This window comes from Prescottella sp. GW823-FHT02E09, assembly GCF_058797375.1.
Genome location: NZ_JBXAJP010000001.1, coordinates 813,167 through 833,830 on the forward strand (window position 1 = coordinate 813,167; position 20,664 = coordinate 833,830).

Annotated in this window: 19 protein-coding genes; 5 read left to right on the top strand and 14 right to left on the bottom strand. The window is 69.1% G+C overall.

Annotated elements, in window-relative coordinates:
• Window positions 1-10 precede the first annotated feature (10 nt).
• The 6 genes from AC1RIF_RS04035 to AC1RIF_RS04060 form a co-directional block, all read right to left on the bottom strand.
• Window positions 11-676: a CPBP family intramembrane glutamic endopeptidase gene (locus tag AC1RIF_RS04035; RefSeq protein WP_492600058.1), complete on the bottom strand. Its 666-nt coding sequence runs from the start codon at window positions 674-676 to the stop codon at window positions 11-13.
• On the bottom strand, window positions 673-2,457 hold the full coding sequence (locus AC1RIF_RS04040) for an alpha/beta hydrolase (RefSeq protein ID WP_492600059.1): 1,785 nt from the start codon (window positions 2,455-2,457) through the stop codon (window positions 673-675). The genes AC1RIF_RS04035 and AC1RIF_RS04040 overlap by 4 nt, the downstream gene beginning before the upstream one ends.
• A 3-nt stretch (window positions 2,458-2,460) precedes the next feature.
• Window positions 2,461-4,740 carry a phosphoribosylformylglycinamidine synthase subunit PurL gene (gene purL, locus AC1RIF_RS04045; RefSeq protein WP_492600060.1) on the bottom strand — a complete coding sequence of 760 codons (2,280 nt, stop codon included), beginning with the start codon at window positions 4,738-4,740 and terminating at the stop codon, window positions 2,461-2,463.
• A gap of 213 nt (window positions 4,741-4,953) precedes the next feature.
• Complete coding sequence (locus tag AC1RIF_RS04050; protein WP_492600061.1) at window positions 4,954-5,667, bottom strand: hypothetical protein; 714 nt, start codon at window positions 5,665-5,667, stop codon at window positions 4,954-4,956.
• Between the two features lie 160 nt (window positions 5,668-5,827).
• A complete protein-coding gene (locus tag AC1RIF_RS04055; RefSeq protein WP_492600062.1) occupies window positions 5,828-7,123 on the bottom strand; it encodes a M18 family aminopeptidase in 1,296 nt (431 codons plus the stop codon).
• Between the two features lie 24 nt (window positions 7,124-7,147).
• Complete coding sequence (locus AC1RIF_RS04060) at window positions 7,148-7,498, bottom strand: VOC family protein (protein WP_492600063.1); 351 nt, start codon at window positions 7,496-7,498, stop codon at window positions 7,148-7,150.
• A 93-nt stretch (window positions 7,499-7,591) separates the two neighbouring features.
• On the opposite strand from AC1RIF_RS04060, the gene AC1RIF_RS04065 reads away from it, so the two are divergent.
• A complete protein-coding gene (locus AC1RIF_RS04065; RefSeq protein WP_492600064.1) occupies window positions 7,592-8,539 on the top strand; it encodes a Dyp-type peroxidase in 948 nt (315 codons plus the stop codon).
• 6 nt (window positions 8,540-8,545) lie between these two features.
• Here the strand turns inward: AC1RIF_RS04065 and AC1RIF_RS04070 are convergent, their stop codons facing one another.
• From AC1RIF_RS04070 to purS, 4 genes are all read right to left on the bottom strand, one after another.
• The gene (locus AC1RIF_RS04070; protein ID WP_492600065.1) at window positions 8,546-9,025 is read right to left on the bottom strand and encodes a carboxymuconolactone decarboxylase family protein; all 480 of its coding nucleotides are present in this window, start codon (window positions 9,023-9,025) and stop codon (window positions 8,546-8,548) included.
• A 76-nt stretch (window positions 9,026-9,101) separates the two neighbouring features.
• On the bottom strand, window positions 9,102-10,178 hold the full coding sequence (locus AC1RIF_RS04075; protein ID WP_492600066.1) for an NAD(P)H-dependent amine dehydrogenase family protein: 1,077 nt from the start codon (window positions 10,176-10,178) through the stop codon (window positions 9,102-9,104).
• Between the two features lie 349 nt (window positions 10,179-10,527).
• A complete protein-coding gene (gene purQ, locus AC1RIF_RS04080) occupies window positions 10,528-11,205 on the bottom strand; it encodes a phosphoribosylformylglycinamidine synthase subunit PurQ (RefSeq protein ID WP_492600067.1) in 678 nt (225 codons plus the stop codon).
• A complete protein-coding gene (gene purS, locus AC1RIF_RS04085; protein ID WP_114720701.1) occupies window positions 11,202-11,438 on the bottom strand; it encodes a phosphoribosylformylglycinamidine synthase subunit PurS in 237 nt (78 codons plus the stop codon). Before purS ends, purQ begins: the two co-directional genes overlap by 4 nt.
• A 141-nt stretch (window positions 11,439-11,579) precedes the next feature.
• On the opposite strand from purS, the gene AC1RIF_RS04090 reads away from it, so the two are divergent.
• Window positions 11,580-12,227, top strand: coding sequence for an MBL fold metallo-hydrolase (locus AC1RIF_RS04090; protein WP_492600068.1), 648 nt, complete (start codon window positions 11,580-11,582; stop codon window positions 12,225-12,227).
• 198 nt (window positions 12,228-12,425) lie between these two features.
• Window positions 12,426-13,472 (top strand): alpha/beta hydrolase, encoded by a 1,047-nt coding sequence (locus AC1RIF_RS04095; protein WP_492600069.1) that lies wholly within the window; start codon window positions 12,426-12,428, stop codon window positions 13,470-13,472.
• A 4-nt stretch (window positions 13,473-13,476) separates the two neighbouring features.
• On the opposite strand, the gene AC1RIF_RS04100 is transcribed toward AC1RIF_RS04095, so the two are convergent.
• The 3 genes from AC1RIF_RS04100 to AC1RIF_RS04110 form a co-directional block, all read right to left on the bottom strand.
• The gene (locus tag AC1RIF_RS04100; RefSeq protein ID WP_492600070.1) at window positions 13,477-14,181 is read right to left on the bottom strand and encodes a DUF2334 domain-containing protein; all 705 of its coding nucleotides are present in this window, start codon (window positions 14,179-14,181) and stop codon (window positions 13,477-13,479) included.
• Window positions 14,182-14,280: 99 nt separating this feature from the next.
• Entirely contained in the window at window positions 14,281-14,775 is a 495-nt protein-coding gene (locus AC1RIF_RS04105; protein ID WP_492600071.1) for a glutathione peroxidase, read from the bottom strand.
• An 86-nt stretch (window positions 14,776-14,861) separates the two neighbouring features.
• Window positions 14,862-16,304: a cation:dicarboxylate symporter family transporter gene (locus AC1RIF_RS04110; protein ID WP_492600072.1), complete on the bottom strand. Its 1,443-nt coding sequence runs from the start codon at window positions 16,302-16,304 to the stop codon at window positions 14,862-14,864.
• A gap of 175 nt (window positions 16,305-16,479) precedes the next feature.
• Between AC1RIF_RS04110 and AC1RIF_RS04115 the strand changes: the two genes are divergently transcribed.
• Window positions 16,480-18,081: a sensor histidine kinase gene (locus tag AC1RIF_RS04115; protein ID WP_492600139.1), complete on the top strand. Its 1,602-nt coding sequence runs from the start codon at window positions 16,480-16,482 to the stop codon at window positions 18,079-18,081.
• Entirely contained in the window at window positions 18,078-18,779 is a 702-nt protein-coding gene (locus tag AC1RIF_RS04120; protein ID WP_492600073.1) for a response regulator, read from the top strand. Before AC1RIF_RS04115 ends, AC1RIF_RS04120 begins: the two co-directional genes overlap by 4 nt.
• A gap of 10 nt (window positions 18,780-18,789) precedes the next feature.
• Here the strand turns inward: AC1RIF_RS04120 and AC1RIF_RS04125 are convergent, their stop codons facing one another.
• Window positions 18,790-20,619 (bottom strand): SIP domain-containing protein, encoded by a 1,830-nt coding sequence (locus AC1RIF_RS04125; protein ID WP_492600074.1) that lies wholly within the window; start codon window positions 20,617-20,619, stop codon window positions 18,790-18,792.
• Window positions 20,620-20,664: the final 45 nt, after the last annotated feature.

Below are 20,664 nucleotides of genomic sequence, written 5' to 3' on the forward strand. Positions count from 1 at the left end.
TCCCGGGGCATCACACCAGCGGTAGGGGCACCTCGGCCGGGCCGGTGGCGACCTGGATGCGGCGCTGCAGCAGCGCGCCGCCGACGTTGACGGCCAGGTGCAGCAGCGCCGGTGCGACGACGCTGCCACTGACCGAGCGCAGTCGGTCGAAGAGGATCGACGCAGCGGCGGTGAAGGCGACCGTGCCCGGCACCGAATCCTGTGCGACGTGGGCCGGGTGCACGTGCCACAGCCCGAAGGCCGCCGCTCGGACCGCAGTCGCGGCCGGTGGTGGGAACGCCCGATCCGTCAGCGCGGTCAGCACACCGCGGAACAGCAACTCCTCCGTGACGACGGTGCCGAACGGAATGTGCGCCGACACCCACTCGGCGAAATCGTGTCGCACCTCGTCGGGCACCGCGAACCGGCTGTGCAGCGACGGCGACGCGAGCGCCACCGCGTATCCGACGACGGGGACGGCGGCGGCCGCGCTCCCCCACTGCAGCCCGGCGCGGATGTTGCCGAACCCCAACTCGTCCCGGCGAAGACCGCTCGCCAGGCCGATGCCGGTCGCACCCAGGGCCACCACGGTGCCGGCGGTCGCCCGCGCCCGCGACGACAGCCGCAGCGACGGCAACACCCCGTTGCTCCACGCGACGAGCGCGCCCGCGGTGGCCAGGGCCGCCGCCCGGCTCACTTCTCGGGCCCGTCGTGCCCGCGGAGGTCTTCGAGCGTGGCGCGCACCCGTTCGGTGTCGGCCGGCGTCCAGCCCTCGGGTGCCGTGACCGCCACCCACCCGTCGAGGATGACGGTTCCGTAGTTGTGGCCGTGTCCGTCCGGGACGCCCGCCGCGTTCGCGAGGTCGGCGCTCACCTGCCAGAACGTCACGAACGGGAACCACTTCATGGACGGCAGCCGGTCGAAGCCCGGCGGCTCGGACAGCCAGTCCGGGCGGGTGAACGCCAGATCGGTGGACCACCACACCACGGGATCCGACGGGTGCTGGATGTAGAGCACCCGGGGTTCGAGCCACGGCCCCTGGTTTCCGGGGATCGCCGACGCGTTGTCCGCGAACCGGACCACCAGTCCGTCCGCGTACACCGGTTGAACTTCGGGGGTGCCCGGGTCACGCCGGTCGGTGAGCGCACTCCACAACGGATTGGAGTTCGGCGGGCCCACCCACAGCACACCGTCCACGGTCTCGCGGATGTCGGCGAGACCGTCGAAGGCGCCCTCACCGGCCTGCGTCCCGAGGCTCTCGCCGTACACGTAGAGCTTGGGGCGGGTGGCCTCCGGTTTGGTGAGCCAGCGGTCGTGCACCGCGTGGATCAACGCGTTCCCGGCGACCGCCGCCTTCCCGCGGTCGGCGATGAACGAGATCCAGCTCGGCAGGTACGAGTACTGCGCGGCCACCAACGCGCTGTCTCCGTTCTCGACGAGCTCGATGGCCTGCGCCGCAGTGGGATTGACCCAACCTGTGCCGGTGGTGGGGATGATGACGAGTGCCTTGCGCTCGAACGCGCCGGTCCGTTCCAACTCGTCGAGCACGACGTTCATCCGCGCGACCGTGTCGTCGGCGGTCTCGAGACCCGCGTACACCCGGATGGGTTCCTTGGCGGGTCTGTCGTTCGCGGCGGACAGTTCGTCGGCGTGGATGCCACCGGAGACGAAGTTGCGGCCCTCGAACCCGAGGGTGTCCCACGGCGCCAGCGACGCAGGGCTTCCGGAGCGCTCGGGCAGCAGGGGCTGCACGGCGCCGGGCCGGGTCTCGTTGTTCTGCAGACTGAAGATCGAGTTCACCGCGGCGTATCCGACGCGGAGCAGGATTCCGTCGACGAGCATGAAGACGAGCACGAGCACGACGGCCAGTCCGCCCGCGGACGCGGCGGGCGGCGGGATCTTGAGCCGCTTGTTGAGCTGATGTGCGACCCAGCGGACGAGGTCGCGCAGCACGCGCCACAGCGAGATGAGCGCGGCCGCAACCAGCAGGCTGAGCCCGCCGGTGCGGATGTATCCGGTGGTGGTGGTGCCCTCGGCGTTCATGAGCGCCGACAGCTCACGCTGCCATCCGGCCGCGTACACGAGCATGATCACCGCGGCCAGCGCGGACGCGACCGGCACGAACACCTTGACCGGGACCATGATTCGGTCCGGGAGCGGCCACCAGGGGCGGCGGGCGAGGCCGAACTCGTAGACCACCCACCCGACGGCGGCGCCGACCGCGTACCCGATCGCCGCACTGATGCCGCCGATAAGGCCCTGGAACAGCCAGTCGCGCGGAAGCAGCGACGGCGTCAGCGACCAGCAGAAGAACAGTGATGCGAACGCGATGCCCGTGAAGTCCAGCTTCAGCAGGCCCCACGCCCAGACGACGAACGGGTGCCGGTCGTCGAACCTGGGGGCGGCGGCAGGCATCACCGGCTGCGGATCCTCCCGCAGCTCAGTGACCGCCTCCCGCTCGACCCCCGAGTCCGTCACACATCACCCAAAGAGTGCCGGGAGGGTCGCTTCGGACGTCTCACGCAGTTCGGCCATGGTGACCGAGAACTGACCCTGGACCTCGACGGAGTCGGATCCCTCGTCGACGACGCCGATACGCACCCACGGTAGACCCCGCGCGGAGCACATTCCGGTGAAGCGGGTCTCCTCGGTGCGCGGCACCGCGACCAGCACACGGCCGGCCGACTCGGAGAACAGCGTCACGAACGGGTCCGCGTCCTCCGGGAGCAGGATCCGGCAGCCCGTCTCGCCCGCCAGCGCGGCCTCGACGACCGCCTGCGCGAGGCCGCCCTCGGACAGGTCGTGGGCGGCGGAGATCAGCCCGTCACGGGATCCGGCCAGCAGGATGTCGGCGAGCAGGCGCTCACGCTCGAGGTCGACCTTCGGCGGCACGCCACCGAGGTGGCCGTGCTCGACCTGCGCCCAGATGGAGCCATCAAGCTCATCTCGAGTCTCCCCCAACAGGATCAGCGTCTCGCCGGGCTCGAGGCCGAGACCGGTCGGGATGCGACGGTGCACGTCGTCGATGACCCCGAGGACGGCGACGACCGGCGTCGGCAGGATCGCGGTGGCACCGGTCTGGTTGTAGAAGGACACGTTGCCGCCGGTGACCGGGATGCCGAGCTGCGCGCAGCCGTCCGCCAGGCCGCGCACGGCCTGCTGGAACTGCCACATGACACCCGGATCCTCGGGCGAACCGAAGTTGAGGCAGTTGGAGACGGCCTTGGGGGTGGCGCCGGTGACGGCGACGTTGCGGTACGCCTCGGCCAGCGCCAGCTGGGCACCCGCGTACGGGTCCAGCATGGTGTAGCGGCCCGATGCGTCGGTGGCCAGCGCGATGCCGCGTCCGGTCTCCTCGTCGATGCGGACCACGCCGCCGTCGGCGTTCTCGGCGAGCACGGTGTTGCCGCGCACGTACCGGTCGTACTGCTCGGTGATCCACTTGCGGCTGCACAGCGCCGGCGACGCGATCATCTTCAGCAGCGTGGCCTTGAGCTCGTCCGCGGTCTCGGGGCGCTCGAGGTTCGCCGTGGTGTCGGCGATCAGCGCGTCCTGGGTGGCCGGACGGGCGACCGGACGCTCGTAGACCGGTCCCTCGTGGGCGATGGTGTTCGCCGGCGCGTCGACGACGGTCTCGCCGTGCCAGTCGATGACGAGGTGCTTGCCGTCGGTGACCTCACCGATCACGGTGGCCAGCACGTCCCACTTCTTGCACACCTCCATGAACGCGTCGACGTTCTCGGGGGTGACGACCGCGCACATGCGCTCCTGCGATTCGCTGGAGAGCACCTCGGCGGCGGTCATGCCGGCAGCGCGGGTCGGGACCAGGTCGAGGTCGATGTGCATGCCGCCGTCGCCGGCCGCGGCCAGCTCGGAGGTGGCGCAGGACAGCCCGGCGCCGCCGAGGTCCTGGATGCCGACGACCAGCTCGGCCTTGTACAGGTCGAGGCAGCACTCGATGAGCACCTTCTCGGTGAACGGGTCGCCCACCTGGACGGCCGGGAGCTTCTTCGGGCGTCCGCCCGAGCTCTCGTCGAACGTCTCCGAGGCCAGGACGGAGACGCCGCCGATGCCGTCGAGGCCGGTGCGCGCACCGAACAGGATGATCTTGTTGCCGGCTCCGGACGCGAACGCCAGGTGCAGGTCCTCGACGCGCATCGCGCCGGCGCACAGCGCGTTGACCAGCGGGTTGCCCTGGTAGGAGGCGTCGAAGACGGTCTCGCCTCCGATGTTGGGCAGGCCGAGGGAGTTTCCGTAGCCACCGATGCCGCGCACGACACCGTCGACGACGCGGCGGGTGTCGGCGTGGTCCGCGGCACCGAAGCGCAGCTGGTCCATGACCGCGATCGGGCGAGCGCCCATCGCCATGATGTCGCGGACGATGCCGCCGACGCCGGTGGCCGCACCCTGGTAGGGCTCGATGTACGACGGGTGGTTGTGCGACTCGACCTTGAAGGTGACCGCCCAGCCGTCACCGATGTCGACGACACCGGCGTTCTCGCCGATGCCGGCCAGCATCGAGGCTTTCATCTCGTCCGTGGTGGTCTCACCGAAGTACTTGAGGTGCACCTTGGAGGACTTGTACGAGCAGTGCTCGCTCCACATCACCGAGTACATCGCAAGCTCGGCGTCGGTGGGACGGCGGCCGAGAATCTCCTTGATGCGGGCGTACTCGTCGTCCTTGAGGCCCAGCTCCTTGAACGGCTGGGCGACGTCGGGAGTCGCGGAAGCGTGCGTGACGGTATCTACCTGCGGAGACACGGGGCTTATGGTCCCTTCCCTCTGGGATCGAATCGGCAGGCCGGGCGGCGCGCTGCCAGGGCAAAGTCTAGCCGGGCGCACCGACACGACGCGCACCCACTACGCGCCGGTACGTCCGATCCACTTCGCGAAACCCGGCCGACCGGGCTCCGAAGCAGAAATCGCCCCCGGAAGCACTGCTTCCGGGGGCGATTCGGGATGTCCGGTCGGCGCCTAGCTGCCGTTCTGCAGGATCCTGGTGATGGTGTCGCCGAGGATGTCGCTGATCGAACCGGTCGACGACATCTGGCCCTCCGACGAGCCCAGGCCGGCACCTTCGAGGCTGCCGGTGACGGACTCACCGGCGTTCTTGGCCCGGACGGTGAAGCACGAAGTCAGGTTCGAGAAGGTCTCCGCGACGCCGACCGTGCCGCCGGTCGAGATCCCGCGACTGGTGATCAGGTCTCCCACCGAGACATTGTCGGGAACCTTGTAGGTGATCTCGAGCGTCACGGGATTACCGGAGTTGACGAACCAACCGGTGCTGGTGACCTTCCAACCGATACCGTCGACGACCGGGGTCACGGCCTCGGACACCTGGCCCAGCGGCAGGTGGTAGGCGGTCACACTTGCCCGGACAGGCGCGCCGAAGCCGACCGGCGGAACATCGGTGATCCGGTCGACATAGGGGTTACCGATTCCGGTCGTTCCCACCACGATCTTGTAGGTGACCTCGTTGCCCGCCGCCGCCTCGGTCACGTTCACGGTCTTGCTGTAGGTGTGGGTGACACCCCAGGTGGAGAGGTCGTTCTTCGTCGAATTCGACGACTGTGAGCAGGTCGGGGCCGCGCCGGCGACACCCGAGCCGAGCCCGACCGTGACTCCGGTGGCGACGAGGGCGGCAGCGGCGGTGGCGGCCGCAACGCGGCGCAGCGAAGGACGAGACATGCAGATCTCCGATCGAAGGGGGCAACAGCTGCGTGTCGGGTCTCCCCGCAGAGCCGACGTACGGTGCACCGAGATAGTCGAGCGAATCGCTTCGGCACAGCCGCGCATCCTTCTTACTGAACTACCGTCCAGTTTCGCAGCAGAACGCGAAAACTCACCCTTACTGAACAGGCGTGAGAAACGCCGCGAGTGCGTCGGCGTACATGCCGATGTCGCGGGCGCCCATCAGTTCTCGCGCCGAATGCATCGCCAACTGCGGGGCGCCGACGTCGACGGTGGACAGCCCGGTCCGGGACGCGGTGATAGGTCCGATCGTCGATCCGCACGGCAGGTCGGCGCGATGCACGTAACGCTGCAACGGCACTCCAGCGCGATCACACGCGAGCGCGAACTCCGCGGACCCGCTCGCGTCGGTGGCGTAGCGCAGATTCTGGTTGACCTTGAGGACCGGACCGCCGTTGATCTCGATGCGGTGCGCGGGCTCGTGCCGGTCCGGGTAGTTCGGGTGGGTGGCGTGGGCCATGTCGCCGGAGGCGCACACCGAGCCGGACATCGCCCGCAGGAAGTCCTCGCGACCACCACCGCGGAGCAGGACGATCCGCTCGAGGACGGAGTTCAGCAGATCGGAGAAGGCGCCGCGGTCCGACATGCTGCCCACCTCCTCGTGGTCGAACAGTGCGAGCACCGGGGTGCACTCGCCCGGTTCGGCGACAGCGGCGAGCAGCGCCTGCGTTCCGGCGTAGCAGGTGCCCTGGTTGTCGAGTCGCGGCGCGCTGACCAGGGACTGGTCCTCGCCGACCACCACGCTGGGCGCCAGGTCGTGGGTCATCAACTCCCAGCCGAGCACCGATTCGGCCGCCACTCCCGCCACGCCGGCGAGGAAACCGATGAACGACCGGGGTTCGGTCCCGGTCCCCCACACGGCGTTGACGTGCCGCTGCGGGTCCAGCTGCACGCCCTTGCGTTCCTCGGACAGGTGGATCGCCAGCTGCGGCACCCGCAGGATCGGCCGATCGACGCGGACCAGCACCTCCTCGACCGCGTCCCCCGACCGGACGCTGAGGCGGCCCGAGATGCCCAGATCGCGGTCGAGCCACGAGTTGAGCCACGCGCCGCCGTACGGCTCGAGGCCCACCATCCGCCAGCCGGCCGACACCAGATCCGGGTGCTGCTTCACCCGCAGGTTCGGGCTGTCGGTGTGCCCGCCGACGATCCGGAACGGCCGCGAAGGAACTGCCGCGCCGGCCGTCGCCTCAGTGCTCCATGCGATCAACGACCCGCCGCGGATCAGGAAGTAACGTCCGGGCGCGGACGGCCACGCCTCGGTCTCGCGCAGCTCGGTGAAGCCGTTCTCGGTCAGCTCGGCCGCGACGGTCGCGCACACGTGGAACGGAGACGGCGACGCGTCGACGAAGGCGCACAGTCCCTGGGCGTCAGCCTGCGTAATCGATGGCATACCGACAATCATGCAGTACCCGGATCAGTGCGCTCCCGAGACACAGAACTGGTTGCTCTGCGGGTCCGCGAACACCACCCACCGGAACCCGTCCATGGTCTCCCGGTGCACCTCGGTGGCGCCCGCCGCGAGCAGCCGCTCGACCTCGGCGTCCAGCTCGGGGGCGACCAGGTCCAGGTGGACCCGGTTCTTGCCCGGCGTCGGGTCGTCGACCTTCTGGAATCCGAGTTTGTGCCCCCAGCCGGGAACGCCGACCACGTAGAACCAGCCGTCGTTCTCCTCTTCGACCGCGCCAGCCGTCAGCCCTGCCCACCACCGCGCGAGCGGCCCGGGATCCGTCGAATCGAACGTGATCATTCCCAGTGTCAGCGTCATGGTCGGACGTTAGCGCGCGCCTCCGACAATCCGCCGTCGGACGCGGCCGCTAGATTGGCCACGCCCAGATCGACTGCACGAACCGGAGTCCCGATGAACGACACGTCCCTCCACCGGTCCCAACCGGTGGCCACCCCGCTGTCCCCGGCCGCGATCTTCCTCGTCGCCACCGTGTCACCCGGCGGGGAGTCGACGGCCCGGGACCTGCTCGCGGAGGTCACCGGGATGGGTCGGGCCGTGGGTCTGCGGGTCCCCGGCTCCAACCTCGAACTGGTGGTCGCGATCGGATCCGCCGCATGGGGCCGGTTGTTCACCGGGCCGCGACCGGCACAGTTGCACGAGTTCGTCGAACTGCGCGGCGACAAGCACGTCGCACCGTCGACCGCGGGTGATCTGCTGTTCCACATCCGGGCCCAGACGCCGGACGCGTGCTTCGAGCTGGCCCACCGGATCGTCAAGCGTCTCGACGGCGCGGCCACGGTCGTGGACGAGGTGCACGGATTCCAGTACTTCGAGAACCGCGACCTCATCGGGTTCGTGGACGGTACCGAGAACCCCAGCGGGCAGCAGGCCGTCGCGGCGGTCACGGTCGGCGCGGAGGATGCGGAGTTCGCCGGCGGCTCGTACGTGCACATCCAGCGCTACGTGCACACGATGACCGACTGGGAGGCGCTGCCCGTCGACGAGCAGGAACGCGTGATCGGGCGCAGCAAGATCGACGACGTCGAGATGACCGACGACGTCAAGCCGGCCAACTCGCACGTCGCCCTCAACGCGATCAAGGACGAGGACGGCAACGCGCTCGAGATCCTGCGGGCCAACATGCCGTACGGCCGGGTCGGCGACGAGATGGGCACGTTCTTCATCGGCTACTGCCGAACGCCCGCGATCACCGAGCGGATGCTCGAGAACATGTTCCTCGGCAGCCCCCGTGGCAATTACGATCGGCTGCTGGACTTCTCGGTCGCGGTCACCGGCTCGCTGTTCTTCGCACCCAGCGAGGACTTCCTCGACGCGCTGCCGCCGGCCCCGGCCGTCTGACGCGGCTCAGCTGCCGGGCAGCGCGCAGACGGTGTCCAGCCCCAGCACGTGATTGAGCCGGCCGAACGCGATCCAGGAGCCGAGGCACATCGACAGCTCGACGATCTCGGCCTGGCTGTACCGAGCGCTCATCCGCTCCCAGAACTCGTCGTCGAGGTTGTGGTGGTCGAGCGCGTACCGCTCGGCATACTCGGCGGCCAGTCGGACACGGTCGTCGAACGCGTCGGTGGTGCGCCAGTTCTCGACGGACTCGAAGAAGTCGTCCTCCACCTTCTGCCCGTCGCGCTCGGTGCGCCAGTCCATGCAGACGATGCAGCCGTTGATCTGCGCGATCCGCAGCCGGGCGGCCTCGAACTCGCGCAGGTCCAGCGTCGAGTTCGCGTACACGGACAGCGAGAACTTCGAGGCGGCGACCCCGATCTCGGGGACCATCTCGCCCCACACGTAGCCGACCGGGTCCTTGCCTTCTGGAATGTCTATGTTCATGGCGCCCAGTGTGCTCCGCCGAGGCCGTCGTGTGGTGCCGATTCTCACCACTCGTCGACAGCGTCCGCTCGGGGGCTCAGCTGCGCGGCAGCATCGACGGCGACGGTCGCAGCGGCACCTCGAGCGCGTCGTACAGTCCGGGTTCGGCCGCGACGAGCCAGTCGATCGCGTTGACCAGGCGCCCGACAGCCGTGGAGTTGCCGCCGGCCGCGCGGCTGCCGCCCTCGTCTGTGGCTTCGACGGTGACCTCGATCCGCGGGCGCCCCTCGATGATCACGCGGTGTGCGCCCGCGCCGCCGTCGGGTGGTGTCGGCCAGTCGGGCGCACACGACGGATGGATCCGGGTGACGTGCTCGACGATGATCCGCGGGATGCCGTCGACGATGCCCTGCACCTCGAACCGCAGGGCGCCCTGGGTGCCGGCGGCGAAGTCCCCCATCGACGTGGTCGTGACATCCGACTCGAGGGCACGCCGTTCGACGGTCTCGCCCACCTTGTCGAGGTCGAGCCCGAGTGCCCGCGCCATCAGCCGGATCTGGCCGCCCCACACCATGGTCGGGACGGTCGGCGCGATCATCGGGGGCGCGTAGTCCATCGGCTGGCCCATCCCGACCAGGTAGCGCACCGAATCGGGCTGGTCGTAGTCCGCGTAGTCGAAGATCTCCTGGCAGCGGATCGTGTCGACGGTGGAGCCGAGCCCGCTGATCAGCAGCGGCAGCACGTCGTTGCCCCAGCCCGGGTCCACCCCGGACACGAACAGCGAACCGCCGCCCAGCCGGATCGCCTCGAGGACGGGATCCCGCAGCTCCGGCGGCGCGCTGCGGTGGTCGTAGAGCGGGTACAGCGACGGCGTCACCACCACCGCGCCGGTGCGCAGCGCGCGGACGATGTCGGCGAGCGCGTCGTCCGGCCGGATGTCGCCGGAGGCCGCGTAGACCACCGCGCCGGGCCGGGCCGCGAGGACGTCGTCGATGTCGGTAGTGGCTGCGACACCGAGGTGCTCGCCGACGTCGCCCAACTCGCCGGCGTCGCGTCCCACCTTCTCGGGGTTGTGTACGACGACCGCGGACAGCTCCAGGTGCGGGTTGGCGTGTACCGCGCGGATCGCTGCGCGGCCGACGTTGCCGGTGCCCCATACGACAGTGGTGATCATGCGCGGGACGCTAGCGAACCGAGTCGGTTCGCGTACCCACTTCCGCACAGACGACGGGACCCTTCGGTCGCTCGCAGCGGCCGGAGGGTCCCTTCAGGTCTCGAAATGCTCGCGCCAAGACGACCACGCCGGCCCGCGAGCCAACTGCCCGCGGCGACCATCGGGTCACTCGCGCACGCAACCGGGTCAGCGGAGCCTCTGCCGGCGCCGTGGTCGCCACCGTGATCACCCGCATCCCCCGACGGGTTCCCCTGATCGCCGCAGTCGTCGGCGCCGTGCCGAACCGCAACGAAACGACAGGGGCGGACCGGAAAACCGGTCCGCCCCTGTCGACGTCGTTGTGCGGAACTCAGGCCGTCAGCACACTCTCGAGCGCGGAGTAGAACATGCCCAGGCCGTCGTCGCTCGGGCCGGTCAGCGACTCGGTGGCGTGCTCGGGGTGCGGCATGAGGCCGACGACGCGACCGTTGGCCGACGCGATGCCTGCGATGCCGCGCTGCGAACCGTTCGGGTTGTCGCCGGCGTAGCGGAACACGACGCGGCCCTCGCCCTCGAGCTCGTCGAGTACCTGCTCGGACGCCTGGTAGCGGCCCTCACCCGACTTGAGCGGCACGAGGATCTCGGCGCCGACCTCGTAGCGCGAGGACCACGCGGTCGAGTTGGACTCGACCTTCAGCCACTGGTCGCGGCAGATGAAGTGCAGGCCGGCGTTGCGGGTCAGTGCGCCCGGCAGCAGTCCTGCCTCGCACAGCACCTGGAAGCCGTTGCAGATGCCGAGGACCGGCATGCCACCGTCGGCAGCCTCGACGACCTCACCCATGACCGGCGCGAAGCGCGCGATGGCGCCGCAGCGCAGGTAGTCGCCGTAGGAGAAGCCACCGGGGACGATGACCGCGTCGACACCCTTGAGGTCGGCGTCGCCGTGCCACAGGCTGACGGCCTCGCCACCGGCGAGGCGGACGGCGCGGGCGGCGTCGACGTCGTCGAGCGTGCCAGGGAAGGTGATGACTCCGATGCGCGCGCTCACTGGACTCGCGTGACCTTCCAGTCCTCGATCACCGTGTTCGCCAGCAGCGACTCGGCGATCTTGGCGAGCTCGTCGTCGCTGACGGTGTCGTCGACCTCGAGCTCGAAACGCTTACCCTGGCGAACATCCGACACGCCGGCATGACCGAGTCGGGACAGCGCCCCGACAATGGCCTGCCCCTGCGGGTCGAGAATTTCGGCCTTGGGCATGACATCGACAACGACACGGGCCACGTGCTGCTCCTCGCTATGGCTGGTTTGCGCCCGGGATCGCACCGGGCATCCAGGAGTTTACCGGGCTGCCCGGGGCGGCTCCGCATCGAGTGAACGTCGGACGGAACCCCGCCGCCCGGTGTGATCCCGCATACTCGTCTCATGCGACTGACGCACTTCGGCCATTCCTGTGTCCTGGTGGAGCTCGACGGCGCGAAGATCCTGTTCGATCCAGGCAATTTCTCGCATGGATTCGAAGGGATCACGGGCCTCGACGCCATCCTGATCACGCATCAGCATCCCGACCACGCCGACCCGGCTCGGCTGCCCGCGCTGGTGGACGCGAATCCCGGCGCCGGTCTGTACGCCGACCCGCAGACGACAGCGCTGCTCGGCGAGGCGTGGACTGCGGTGTATCCCGGCGACGTGTTCAACGTCGGCGAGGTGCAGGTCACCGGCACCGGCGGCACGCACGCGGTGATCCATCCGGAGATCCCGTTGATCGACAACACCGCGTACCTGCTGGGTGACGCCGAGAACCCGGCCAAGCTGATGCATCCGGGCGACTCGCTGTTCGTTCCCGAACAGAAGGTGGACGTCCTCGCGGTGCCGGCGGCGGCGCCGTGGCTCAAGATCTCCGAGTCGGTCGACTACCTGCGCGCGGTGCACCCGCGGGTCGCGGTCCCGATCCACCAGGGTGTGGTGGCGAAGGAGGCCCGGGGCATCTACTACGGCCGGCTCACCGAAATGGGCCCGGGCGGAACGGAATTCCGAGTCCTGCCCGAGGAATCGAGCGTCGAGGTGTCCTGACCCGCCGGTCTGCACGATGTGAAACCCCGGGTGAATCTCGAACCGGAATCGCCGATCGGGACACCCGGGGCATTTCCGTATGTACTGTGCTGCACGAATGCCGTGCTCAGCGGGGTTGTTCGGCATCTCGGTCGACGATCGGCCGTGGCACTCATCGGTGATGCACGGCGAATTCGCTTCTCAGGGGAGGATATTCGCATGGGGAATTCGACGCTCGGGTGCGCCCGCGTCCTGGCCGCCGCGGTGGTCGTGTCCGCGTCGCTGCTCGCGGTGCCGGCGACGGCGTCCGCCGGTGGTGACACGTCCGCCCCGAAAGTGACCGCCGCGACGGACGTTTCGGGTTCCTACCTGGTGAGCACCACGAAGAACTCCGACCGCAAGGTCACCATCTCGGTGTATTCGCCGTCGATGGACCGCAACATCCCGCTCGAGGTCATCCTCCCCGCCGACCGGAGCGTGCCGCGCCCGACGCTGTACCTCGTCAACGGCACCGGAGGCGGCGAGGACCGCGCCACCTGGCAGCGGCAGACCGACGTCATGGACTTCTTCGTGGACAAGAACGTCAACGTCGTCACCCCGCTCGAGGGCGCGTTCAGCTACTACACCGACTGGGTCGCCGACGATCCGAAGCTCGGTCGCCAGAAGTGGCAGACCTTCATGCTCGAGGAACTCCCGCCCGTCATCGACGACGCCTTCGGCACCAACGGGGTGCAGTCGATCGCCGCGATCTCGATGACCGCGACGTCGGTGCTGAACTACGCGATCGCCAAGCCCGGCTTCTACAAGAGTGTCGGCTCGTACAGCGGCTGCGCCGAGACCAGCACGTGGGCGGGCCAGAACGCCATCAAGGTGGTGACCGGTGTCCGCGGCGGCGTCGACATCACCAACATGTGGGGCCCGCTCGACGGACAGGGGTGGATCGACAACGATCCCGTGGTCAACGCCGAGGGCCTCCGCGGCACCGAGCTCTACATCACCACCGGCTCCGGCCTGCCGGGTCATCACGAGACGTTGGACGGCCCCGGCATCGACGGCCGGCCGATTGCACTGGCCAACCAGATGATCGTCGGCGGTGTGATCGAGGCGGCCACCAACTACTGCACCCGCAACCTCGCGAATCGTCTCGCGCAGTTGAACATCCCGGCAACCTTCGACTTCAAGCCCGGCGGCACCCACTCGTGGGGCTACTGGCAGGACGACCTCCACAACAACTGGCCGATGATCGCCCGGTCGATGGGGATCTGACGCCTCACGCCACCTCGCGCACGCCCTCGCGCAGCGGCCAACGGTAGACGTCCGGCCGGGCACCGTGGTGCAACGACAGGTCGACGGCGTCCAGCACGGCCTGCCGGGGACCGACCTTGGCCAGCTGCTTCGCGGAGATCGCCAGCCGGACCAGTCGTCCCCGCCGGGCGCCGCGGGACGCGCCGAGCACCATGGCGCGGCACCGCCACGGCTCGGCGCGGAAGCCGTCGCCGAGACCGATCACGTGGCTGCGCACACTCGTCCCGTTCGCGAGGTCACGGACCGCGCTCATCCCGGCGAGCAGCCGGAAACCGTTGGTCGGCAGGACCGCGACGGCCCCGGGCGAGGCCACCCAGCGCGGCGCCGCGAACAACCGGGTCCGCAGCCCCACCTCCTCGAGCACCCGGTCTGCGGCCAGCAGCCGCAGCCGTGCCTCGTGCTCGGGCAGCAGCGCGAACTCGGCCCGACGCCGTTTGGTTGCGGCCTGGTCGTAGCCGTGCAGAACGATTGCGTCTCCGCGGTCGCGTCGGCCGCGGAGCCATTCCTGCGTGCCCGGGTCCGAGACCAGTCGGTACTTGTCCTTGAGTCGCGGCGCGACCAGGAGCGACAGCGGGACGGCTCGGCGGTCCATCTCGGCCGCGAACTCGGCGACGACGTCGAGCGTCTCGTCTCTGATCCCCGACACCGACACGATCACCTGTCCGGTCATGACGTCGAGGGTGGCAGCTGCAGGTGAACGACAGACGGCGCCCACACACACATTCGGTGGACGAATGAGGGTGGGCGCCGTCTGAAGGGAACGGACGACCTAGCGGGGCAGCACGGCCTCGATCGCCGCGATCACCTCGGGGGCGTCGGGCTCGGTCCGCGGACGGAACCGGTTGGCGACGGTGCCGTCGGGGGCGATGAGGAACTTCTCGAAGTTCCACTGAATGTCGCCGGCCTCGCCGTCTGCGTCCGCGGCCTGGGTGAGCTCGGCATACAGCGGGTGCCGGTTCTCGCCGTTGACCTCGATCTTCTCCGTCAGCGGGAAGGTGACGCCGTAGGTGGTGGAGCAGAAGGTCTGGATCTCCTCCGGCGTGCCCGGCTCCTGGCCCATGAACTGGTTGCACGGCACGCCGATCACGGAGAGGCCGCGCTCGGCGTACTCCGAGGCCAGCTTCTCGAGGGCCGTGTACTGCGGGGTCAGACCGCACTTGGAGGCGACGTTCACCACGAGGACGGCGCGGCCGCCGTACTCGCCGAGGCTGGTCGGCACGCCACCGAGGGTGTCGATCGTGATGTTCTGGAGGGGGCTCGTCATGGGCACCAACCTAGCGAAACCGTCGGACTCGTGCCGCGGCCACGCGCGCTCGCCCTGCGTCGGAAATGCCATCCGTCCCACGAACATCAGGCGTGCACCATCTCCCGTTCGACGGGAACCGGTGTCGGCGTGTGACCGCCCTCCCTCTCGGCGGGAGCCGACGGCTGGTCGCCGTGGCCGTCGTCGACCATGCTCGCCTCGTCGAACGGCAGTTCACCGGACAGCACGGCGCGGACCCGTTCGGTGTCCACGGACTTCGTCCACGTGCCGACCAGCAGTGTCGCGACGGCGTTGCCGGAGAAGTTGGTGACCGCTCGCGCCTCGGACATGAACCGGTCGATGCCGACGATCAGGCCGACGCCGTCGAGCAGTTCGGGGCGATGGCTCTGCAGGCCGCCCGCGAGGGTCGCCAGTCCCGCGCCGGTCACGCCGGCGGCACCCTTCGAGGCGATGATCATGAAGACCAGCAGCGAGAGCTGTTCGGTCAGCGACAGCGGCTGTCCCATCGCGTCGGCGATGAAGATCGACGCCATCGTCAGGTAGATCGCGGTGCCGTCGAGGTTGAACGAGTAGCCGGTGGGCACGACGACACCGACGGTGGTGCGGTCGACACCGACGTGCTCCATCTTCGCGATGAGCCGCGGCAGCGCCGATTCCGACGACGAGGTCGCGAAGATCAGCAGGTACTCCCGTGCCAGGTAGCGCACGAGCTTGAAGATGGAGACCCCGGCGACGGCGCGCAGGATGCTGCCGAGCACACCGAAGACGAAGATCAGGCACGTCAGGTAGAAACCGAGCATGAGCGCGCCGAGTTGGACGACGGCACCGAGACCGGTCTGACCCACGACGTTCGCGATCGCGCCGAACGCACCGATCGGCGCGAGCCACAGGATCATGGACAGGATCTTGAACACCAGCTTCTGCATGTAACCGATGCCGCGCAGCACCGGCTCGCCCTGCTTGCCCATCGCCTGCAGGCCGAACCCGACGAGCAGCGCGACGAACAGGGTCTGCAGCACGCTGCCCTCGGTCAGTGCCGACAGCAGCGACGTCGGGATGATCGACGCGATGAAGTCCATGGTGCCGCCCGCGGCGTGCGCCTGCTCCGCCAGTGCCGCACCGCTGCTCGCGGTGTCGGCGGAGATGTCGAGGCCGGTGCCGGGGTCGAGCAGATTGCCGACCACCAGTCCGATGCCGAGCGCGACGGTGGACATGCCGATGAAGTAGGCGAGCGCGAGTCCGCCGACCTTGCCGACGCTCGCCGCCGCGCGGACCGATCCGATGCCGAGGACGATGGTGCAGAAGATGACGGGGCTGATCATCATCTTGATCAGATCGACGAACATCGTGCCGAGCACACCGAACGACCGGCCGACGTCAGGCAGGAGCCATCCGACGAGGATGCCGCCGATCACGGCGACGACGACGCCGACGTACAGCCAGTGGGTGCGGTCGCGCGACTTCTTCTTGTCGGCCGGTTGCGGCGTCGGTTGCGCGGCGCCCGGTTTCCCTGTTGCACTCGTGCTCATGAGGTGTCCTCTTGCTCGGGTGGTTTCTCGACGAGCCGAGGCGAATGATCTTCGAGTGATCGCGGTCACGCCGGGCTCGTCAGAGAATGCTGGTCGCGATCGAGGTGCCGGTGAAGTTTGTGTTCATTAGTTTCACGAGAGGAATGCCGTGCCCGGGGCCGTGTCCCGCAAGCCGATGAGCGTCGCGCGACGGCTGCTGATCCTGCAGCTCGTCGTGTTGACGGTGGTCATCGGCGCACTCTCGGTGCTCGCGATTCTCGACCAGCGCTCCGATTCGGACGACGCGATCCGCCGGGAGGTGACGGGCATCGCAGAGACCGTCGCACTGTCCGGGTCTACGATCGACGCGCTGCGCAGTCCCGATCCCAGCGCGCTGCTGCAGCCCGAGGTCGAACGGATCCGCGCCGCCACCGACACCGATTTCATCGTCGTGATGGCTCAGGACCGCACCCGCTACACGCACCCCGACGCGACGCTGATCGGACAGAAGTTCGAGGGCCACACCGAGCAGGCACTCGCGGGTGCGACCTTCACCGAGACGTACACCGGATCGTTGGGGCCGTCGATCCGCGCCGTCGCCCCGGTTCGTGACGGCGACGCCGTGATCGGACTGGTCTCGGTCGGCGTCACCCGCGACCGGATCGGGGAGGAGTTCGTGCGGGGTCTGCCGTCGCTGCTGGGGATCGTGGCGATCGCCGTCGGGCTCGCCGCGCTCGGCGCGACGCTGGTGAGCAACCGTCTCCGGCGCCAGACGCTGGGGCTCGATCCGGACCAGTTGCGCCGGCTGTACGAGCACCACGATGCGGTGCTCCGCTCCATCGGCGAGGGCCTGATCGTGTTCGGGCGGGACCGCGACGGGGCGGTCCGAGTGGACGTCGTGAACGACGAGGCCCGCCGTCTGCTGTGGCTACCGGAAGGGCCGATCACTCTCGACCAGCTGCCGGAGACGCTGCGGCGGATCGGCCCGGATTCCGACGAGGAGCACGACGAGGTGCACGTGACGGCCGACCGCGTCCTGGTCGTGGGCCGCGCACCGGTGCTGTGGGAGGGCCGACGGATCGGCACCGTCGTGACGCTGCGCGACCACACCGAGCTGCAGAATGCGCTGGGCGAACTCGACTCCGCGCGCAGCGTCGCCGAGTCGCTGCGTGCGCAGGCCCACGAGTACGCCAACCGGCTGCACACGATCGTGACGATGGTGGAGCTGGGTCACCACGACCAGGCCGTCGCCTTCACCACCGCCGAGTTGGCGACGTCGCAGCAGTTGATCGACCGGCTCATCGCGGCGGTGCACGAACCGGCGCTGGCCGCACTGCTGCTCGGTAAGGTCAACGAGGCCGCCCAGCACGGGGTGGAACTGACCGTCACCGAGGACACGGCCCTCGGCCCGCTGACCACGCTGACCCCGCTGGAACTGGTCACTGTGGTGGGCAACCTGCTCGACAACGCGATCGACGCCGCCCGCTCCGCCGACACGGGGGACGGCACCCCGTGGGTGGAAGTGACCGTCGCGAGGGAGGATTCGATGCTGGTGATCCGAGTCGCGGACAGCGGACCCGGCATGGATCCCGACACGCTCGCGCGTGCCCTGACCCGCGGGTACTCGACCAAGCAGGTCGACGGGCGACCCGCGATGCAGCGCGGTCTGGGACTGGCGCTCGTGGCGCAGGTCGTGACCAGTCACGGTGGACGGCTGCGGACCGAGCCGTCACTCGCCGGCATGCTGGTGGTCGAGATCCCGCTGAAGGGGACGGCAACCGGCGGCGGTGAGCGATGATCCGGGTCCTGATCGTCGAGGACGAGCCGCTGATCGCAGAGGCTCACCGCTCGTATGTCGAACGGATGGAAGGTTTCTCGGTCCACGGCGTCGTCCACACCGCGAATGCCGCGATGCGCGCCGTCACCGATGCGACCGTGGGCGACGACCCGATCGATCTCGTTCTGCTCGACATCGGACTGCCCGACGCGAACGGGCTCGATCTCGCGAGCGCGCTGGGCGGGCTGCGTCCGAGCCCGGACGTCATCGCCGTCACCTCCGCCCGGGATCTCGAGGTGGTGCGCACGGCCGTGACCCGCGGTGTGGTGCTCTACCTGCTCAAGCCGTTCACGTTCGCCGCGCTGCGCGACAAGCTCGAGCACTACCGGGAGTTCCGGGCGGCACTGTCACGGGGCGGTACCGCTGCGAGTCAGCGCGACATCGACCGTGCGATGGCAGTGCTCCGCACCGCCGACGAGCGGGCCACAGCACCGAAAGGTGTTGCACCGCAGACTGCGGACCTCATCGGGGTGTGTGTCCGGGACGCCGATCGGCCGATGACGGCCGCGGAGGTCGCCGCGGCCGTGGGGGTGTCACGAGTGACGGCGTGGCGCTACCTCGAACGCCTCGCCGACGACGGCATCGTCGCCCGGCAGACCGAGTACGGCCGCGCCGGGCGGCCCCAGGTGCGTTACACCTGGGCGAGCGCACCGCGGTGACAGCCGTCGGTCAGCACGTTCCGGCGAACTCGACGACCGTCGATCCCCAGCCGAGTGCCCCGAATCTCGGTGTTCCGCAGCCAGTTTCCGCTACGAGCGCGGACAGCTCGGCCGCGGTCCGCCGGCCTGATCCGTGCAGACACAGCTTCAGCAGATCAGCCTCGGTGTCGTGGTCGTCGGTGGTCTGGGGATCGAGCAGATCGGTGACGAGCACGACCCGGCGCGCGGAAGCACCGAGCGCGCCGAGCAGCATGCGTGCGTCGGGGTCGGGGTGACTGTCGATCAGGTCGACCACGACGGCAAGATCGACGGACTCCGCGAGCGTGGTGAACTCGCTGCAGTCGACGCGCTCGATCCGGTCGCGGCGCGACGCCGCCACATCGCCCAGATTCCTGGCGTTCGACGCGGGCAGTCCCACCAGGGAGATTTCGAGCTCGGGCCGCAGACGCGCGAGGGTGTCGGCGTACACCCCGGCTCCCTCTCCGTAGATCGCGACTGTACGCACGTCCTCGAAGTCGACCGAATCGGGTAGTGCGGGCGCACGGTAGACCGCGCCCGCCGCGGCCTCGTCGTGGAAGTCCTCCGCGAAGCCGGGCTCCTGCTGCTTGTCCACGAAGCCGTGGCCGACCGCCGGAGCGCCCGTCCGGACCGACTCGAGCAGGCCCAGAAACGCCATGTCGAGCCTGGTGTGGATCTTCCCGAAGTGCAGGACCTGGCTGGAGAACGTGTCCGGGTCGGTGAGGATCGACCCCATGTCCGTGAGGCCGTAACGATCTCCGTCCACCGTCAGGAGACCCATCAGCACGAGATGGCGCAGCAGCTTCGGCGTGGCAGCCGGGTGGGTACCGCACTCGGCCGCGATGGCCGACGCGGTCTCGGCGCCGCCGTCGATCGCGGCGAACAGCCCGACGGTGACCGCAGTCCTGATCGCCAGAGGCGGCAACAGCTCCGACATATCGTGCAGCAGTTGTTCGGCGTCGTCCTCGGAGGCCACGTCGACGACCGCGGAAACTCCGGCCGGGTGAGCCCCTTCGCGGTGCCGCCAGTAGCCGGCGATCTCGACGAACTCCTTCGAGATCGCCTTGTCCTGCTTTGCCCAGCGGCGCAGCGGTTTGATCGTCAGCGCCTCGCCGGCGACCCACAGATACGGCTGCCCTGGCCGCCACTCGACGGCCTGCACGGTCTCGACCAGCCGCGACTCACCGTCGGTCTCGGACCGGAACAGCCACGTGATGTCCACCGGCGCTTCGGACTTCAGTTCCTGACGGTGTGACGGCTCCGCGACCTCGATGACCACCGTCGCGGGCAGATCGGCGGGGAGCATCTCGAGGCAGCGCGCGATCGCGGGTAGGGCCGTCTGGTCACCCGCGACGAGCATCCACTCGGCGTCATGGGGCAGGCTGGAGGAGTGCTTGGGCCCGGCCATGAGGATCTTCTCCCCCGGACGCACGCGATACGCCCAGTCCGACGCCAGTCCGCCTTCGTGCTCCGCGAAATCGATCGCCATCTCGCGTGCTTCCTCGTCGAAGTGGCGCACGGTGTACGTCCGGCTGTACTGGAACGAACCCGTGGGCCAGTCGACGGTGCCGTTGTCGGCGTTCCGCGGGACCTCGAACGGCAGGGCCCCGGTCCTGGGGTCGACCGGGAGAAGTTTGATGTCGTCGTCGAAGCCGTTGGTGCGCACCGCAGGCAGCAGGACGCCGTCGCGAACGTGGCTGTCCATCGAGGGACCACCGACCGTCACACGCCGCATTCCCGGGGTGATGTCCTCGACCCGAAGAACGTCGACCTCTCGTATACAGATCGGAAAGACCTCGACCTCACGGACTGTCGCTGCCATCGAATGGCCCCTTCTCTCGTGTCATCAGTACTCGTCGTGCACACC

Bases quoted from the DNA above. Each gene is read 5' to 3' on its own strand.
- AC1RIF_RS04100 (WP_492600070.1), bottom strand. From the start codon at position 14,181: ATGACCGGACAGGTGATCGTGTCGGTGTCGGGGATCAGAGACGAGACG.
- AC1RIF_RS04125 (WP_492600074.1), bottom strand. From the start codon at position 20,619: ATGGCAGCGACAGTCCGTGAGGTCGAGGTCTTTCCGATCTGTATACGA.
- AC1RIF_RS04115 (WP_492600139.1), top strand. From the start codon at position 16,480: ATGAGCGTCGCGCGACGGCTGCTGATCCTGCAGCTCGTCGTGTTGACG.
- AC1RIF_RS04050 (WP_492600061.1), bottom strand. From the start codon at position 5,667: ATGTCTCGTCCTTCGCTGCGCCGCGTTGCGGCCGCCACCGCCGCTGCC.
- AC1RIF_RS04090 (WP_492600068.1), top strand. From the start codon at position 11,580: ATGCGACTGACGCACTTCGGCCATTCCTGTGTCCTGGTGGAGCTCGAC.
- AC1RIF_RS04065 (WP_492600064.1), top strand. From the start codon at position 7,592: ATGAACGACACGTCCCTCCACCGGTCCCAACCGGTGGCCACCCCGCTG.
- AC1RIF_RS04120 (WP_492600073.1), top strand. From the start codon at position 18,078: ATGATCCGGGTCCTGATCGTCGAGGACGAGCCGCTGATCGCAGAGGCT.
- AC1RIF_RS04105 (WP_492600071.1), bottom strand. From the start codon at position 14,775: ATGACGAGCCCCCTCCAGAACATCACGATCGACACCCTCGGTGGCGTG.
- AC1RIF_RS04110 (WP_492600072.1), bottom strand. From the start codon at position 16,304: ATGAGCACGAGTGCAACAGGGAAACCGGGCGCCGCGCAACCGACGCCG.
- AC1RIF_RS04060 (WP_492600063.1), bottom strand. From the start codon at position 7,498: ATGACGCTGACACTGGGAATGATCACGTTCGATTCGACGGATCCCGGG.
- AC1RIF_RS04075 (WP_492600066.1), bottom strand. From the start codon at position 10,178: ATGATCACCACTGTCGTATGGGGCACCGGCAACGTCGGCCGCGCAGCG.
- AC1RIF_RS04055 (WP_492600062.1), bottom strand. From the start codon at position 7,123: ATGCCATCGATTACGCAGGCTGACGCCCAGGGACTGTGCGCCTTCGTC.
- AC1RIF_RS04070 (WP_492600065.1), bottom strand. From the start codon at position 9,025: ATGAACATAGACATTCCAGAAGGCAAGGACCCGGTCGGCTACGTGTGG.
- AC1RIF_RS04095 (WP_492600069.1), top strand. From the start codon at position 12,426: ATGGGGAATTCGACGCTCGGGTGCGCCCGCGTCCTGGCCGCCGCGGTG.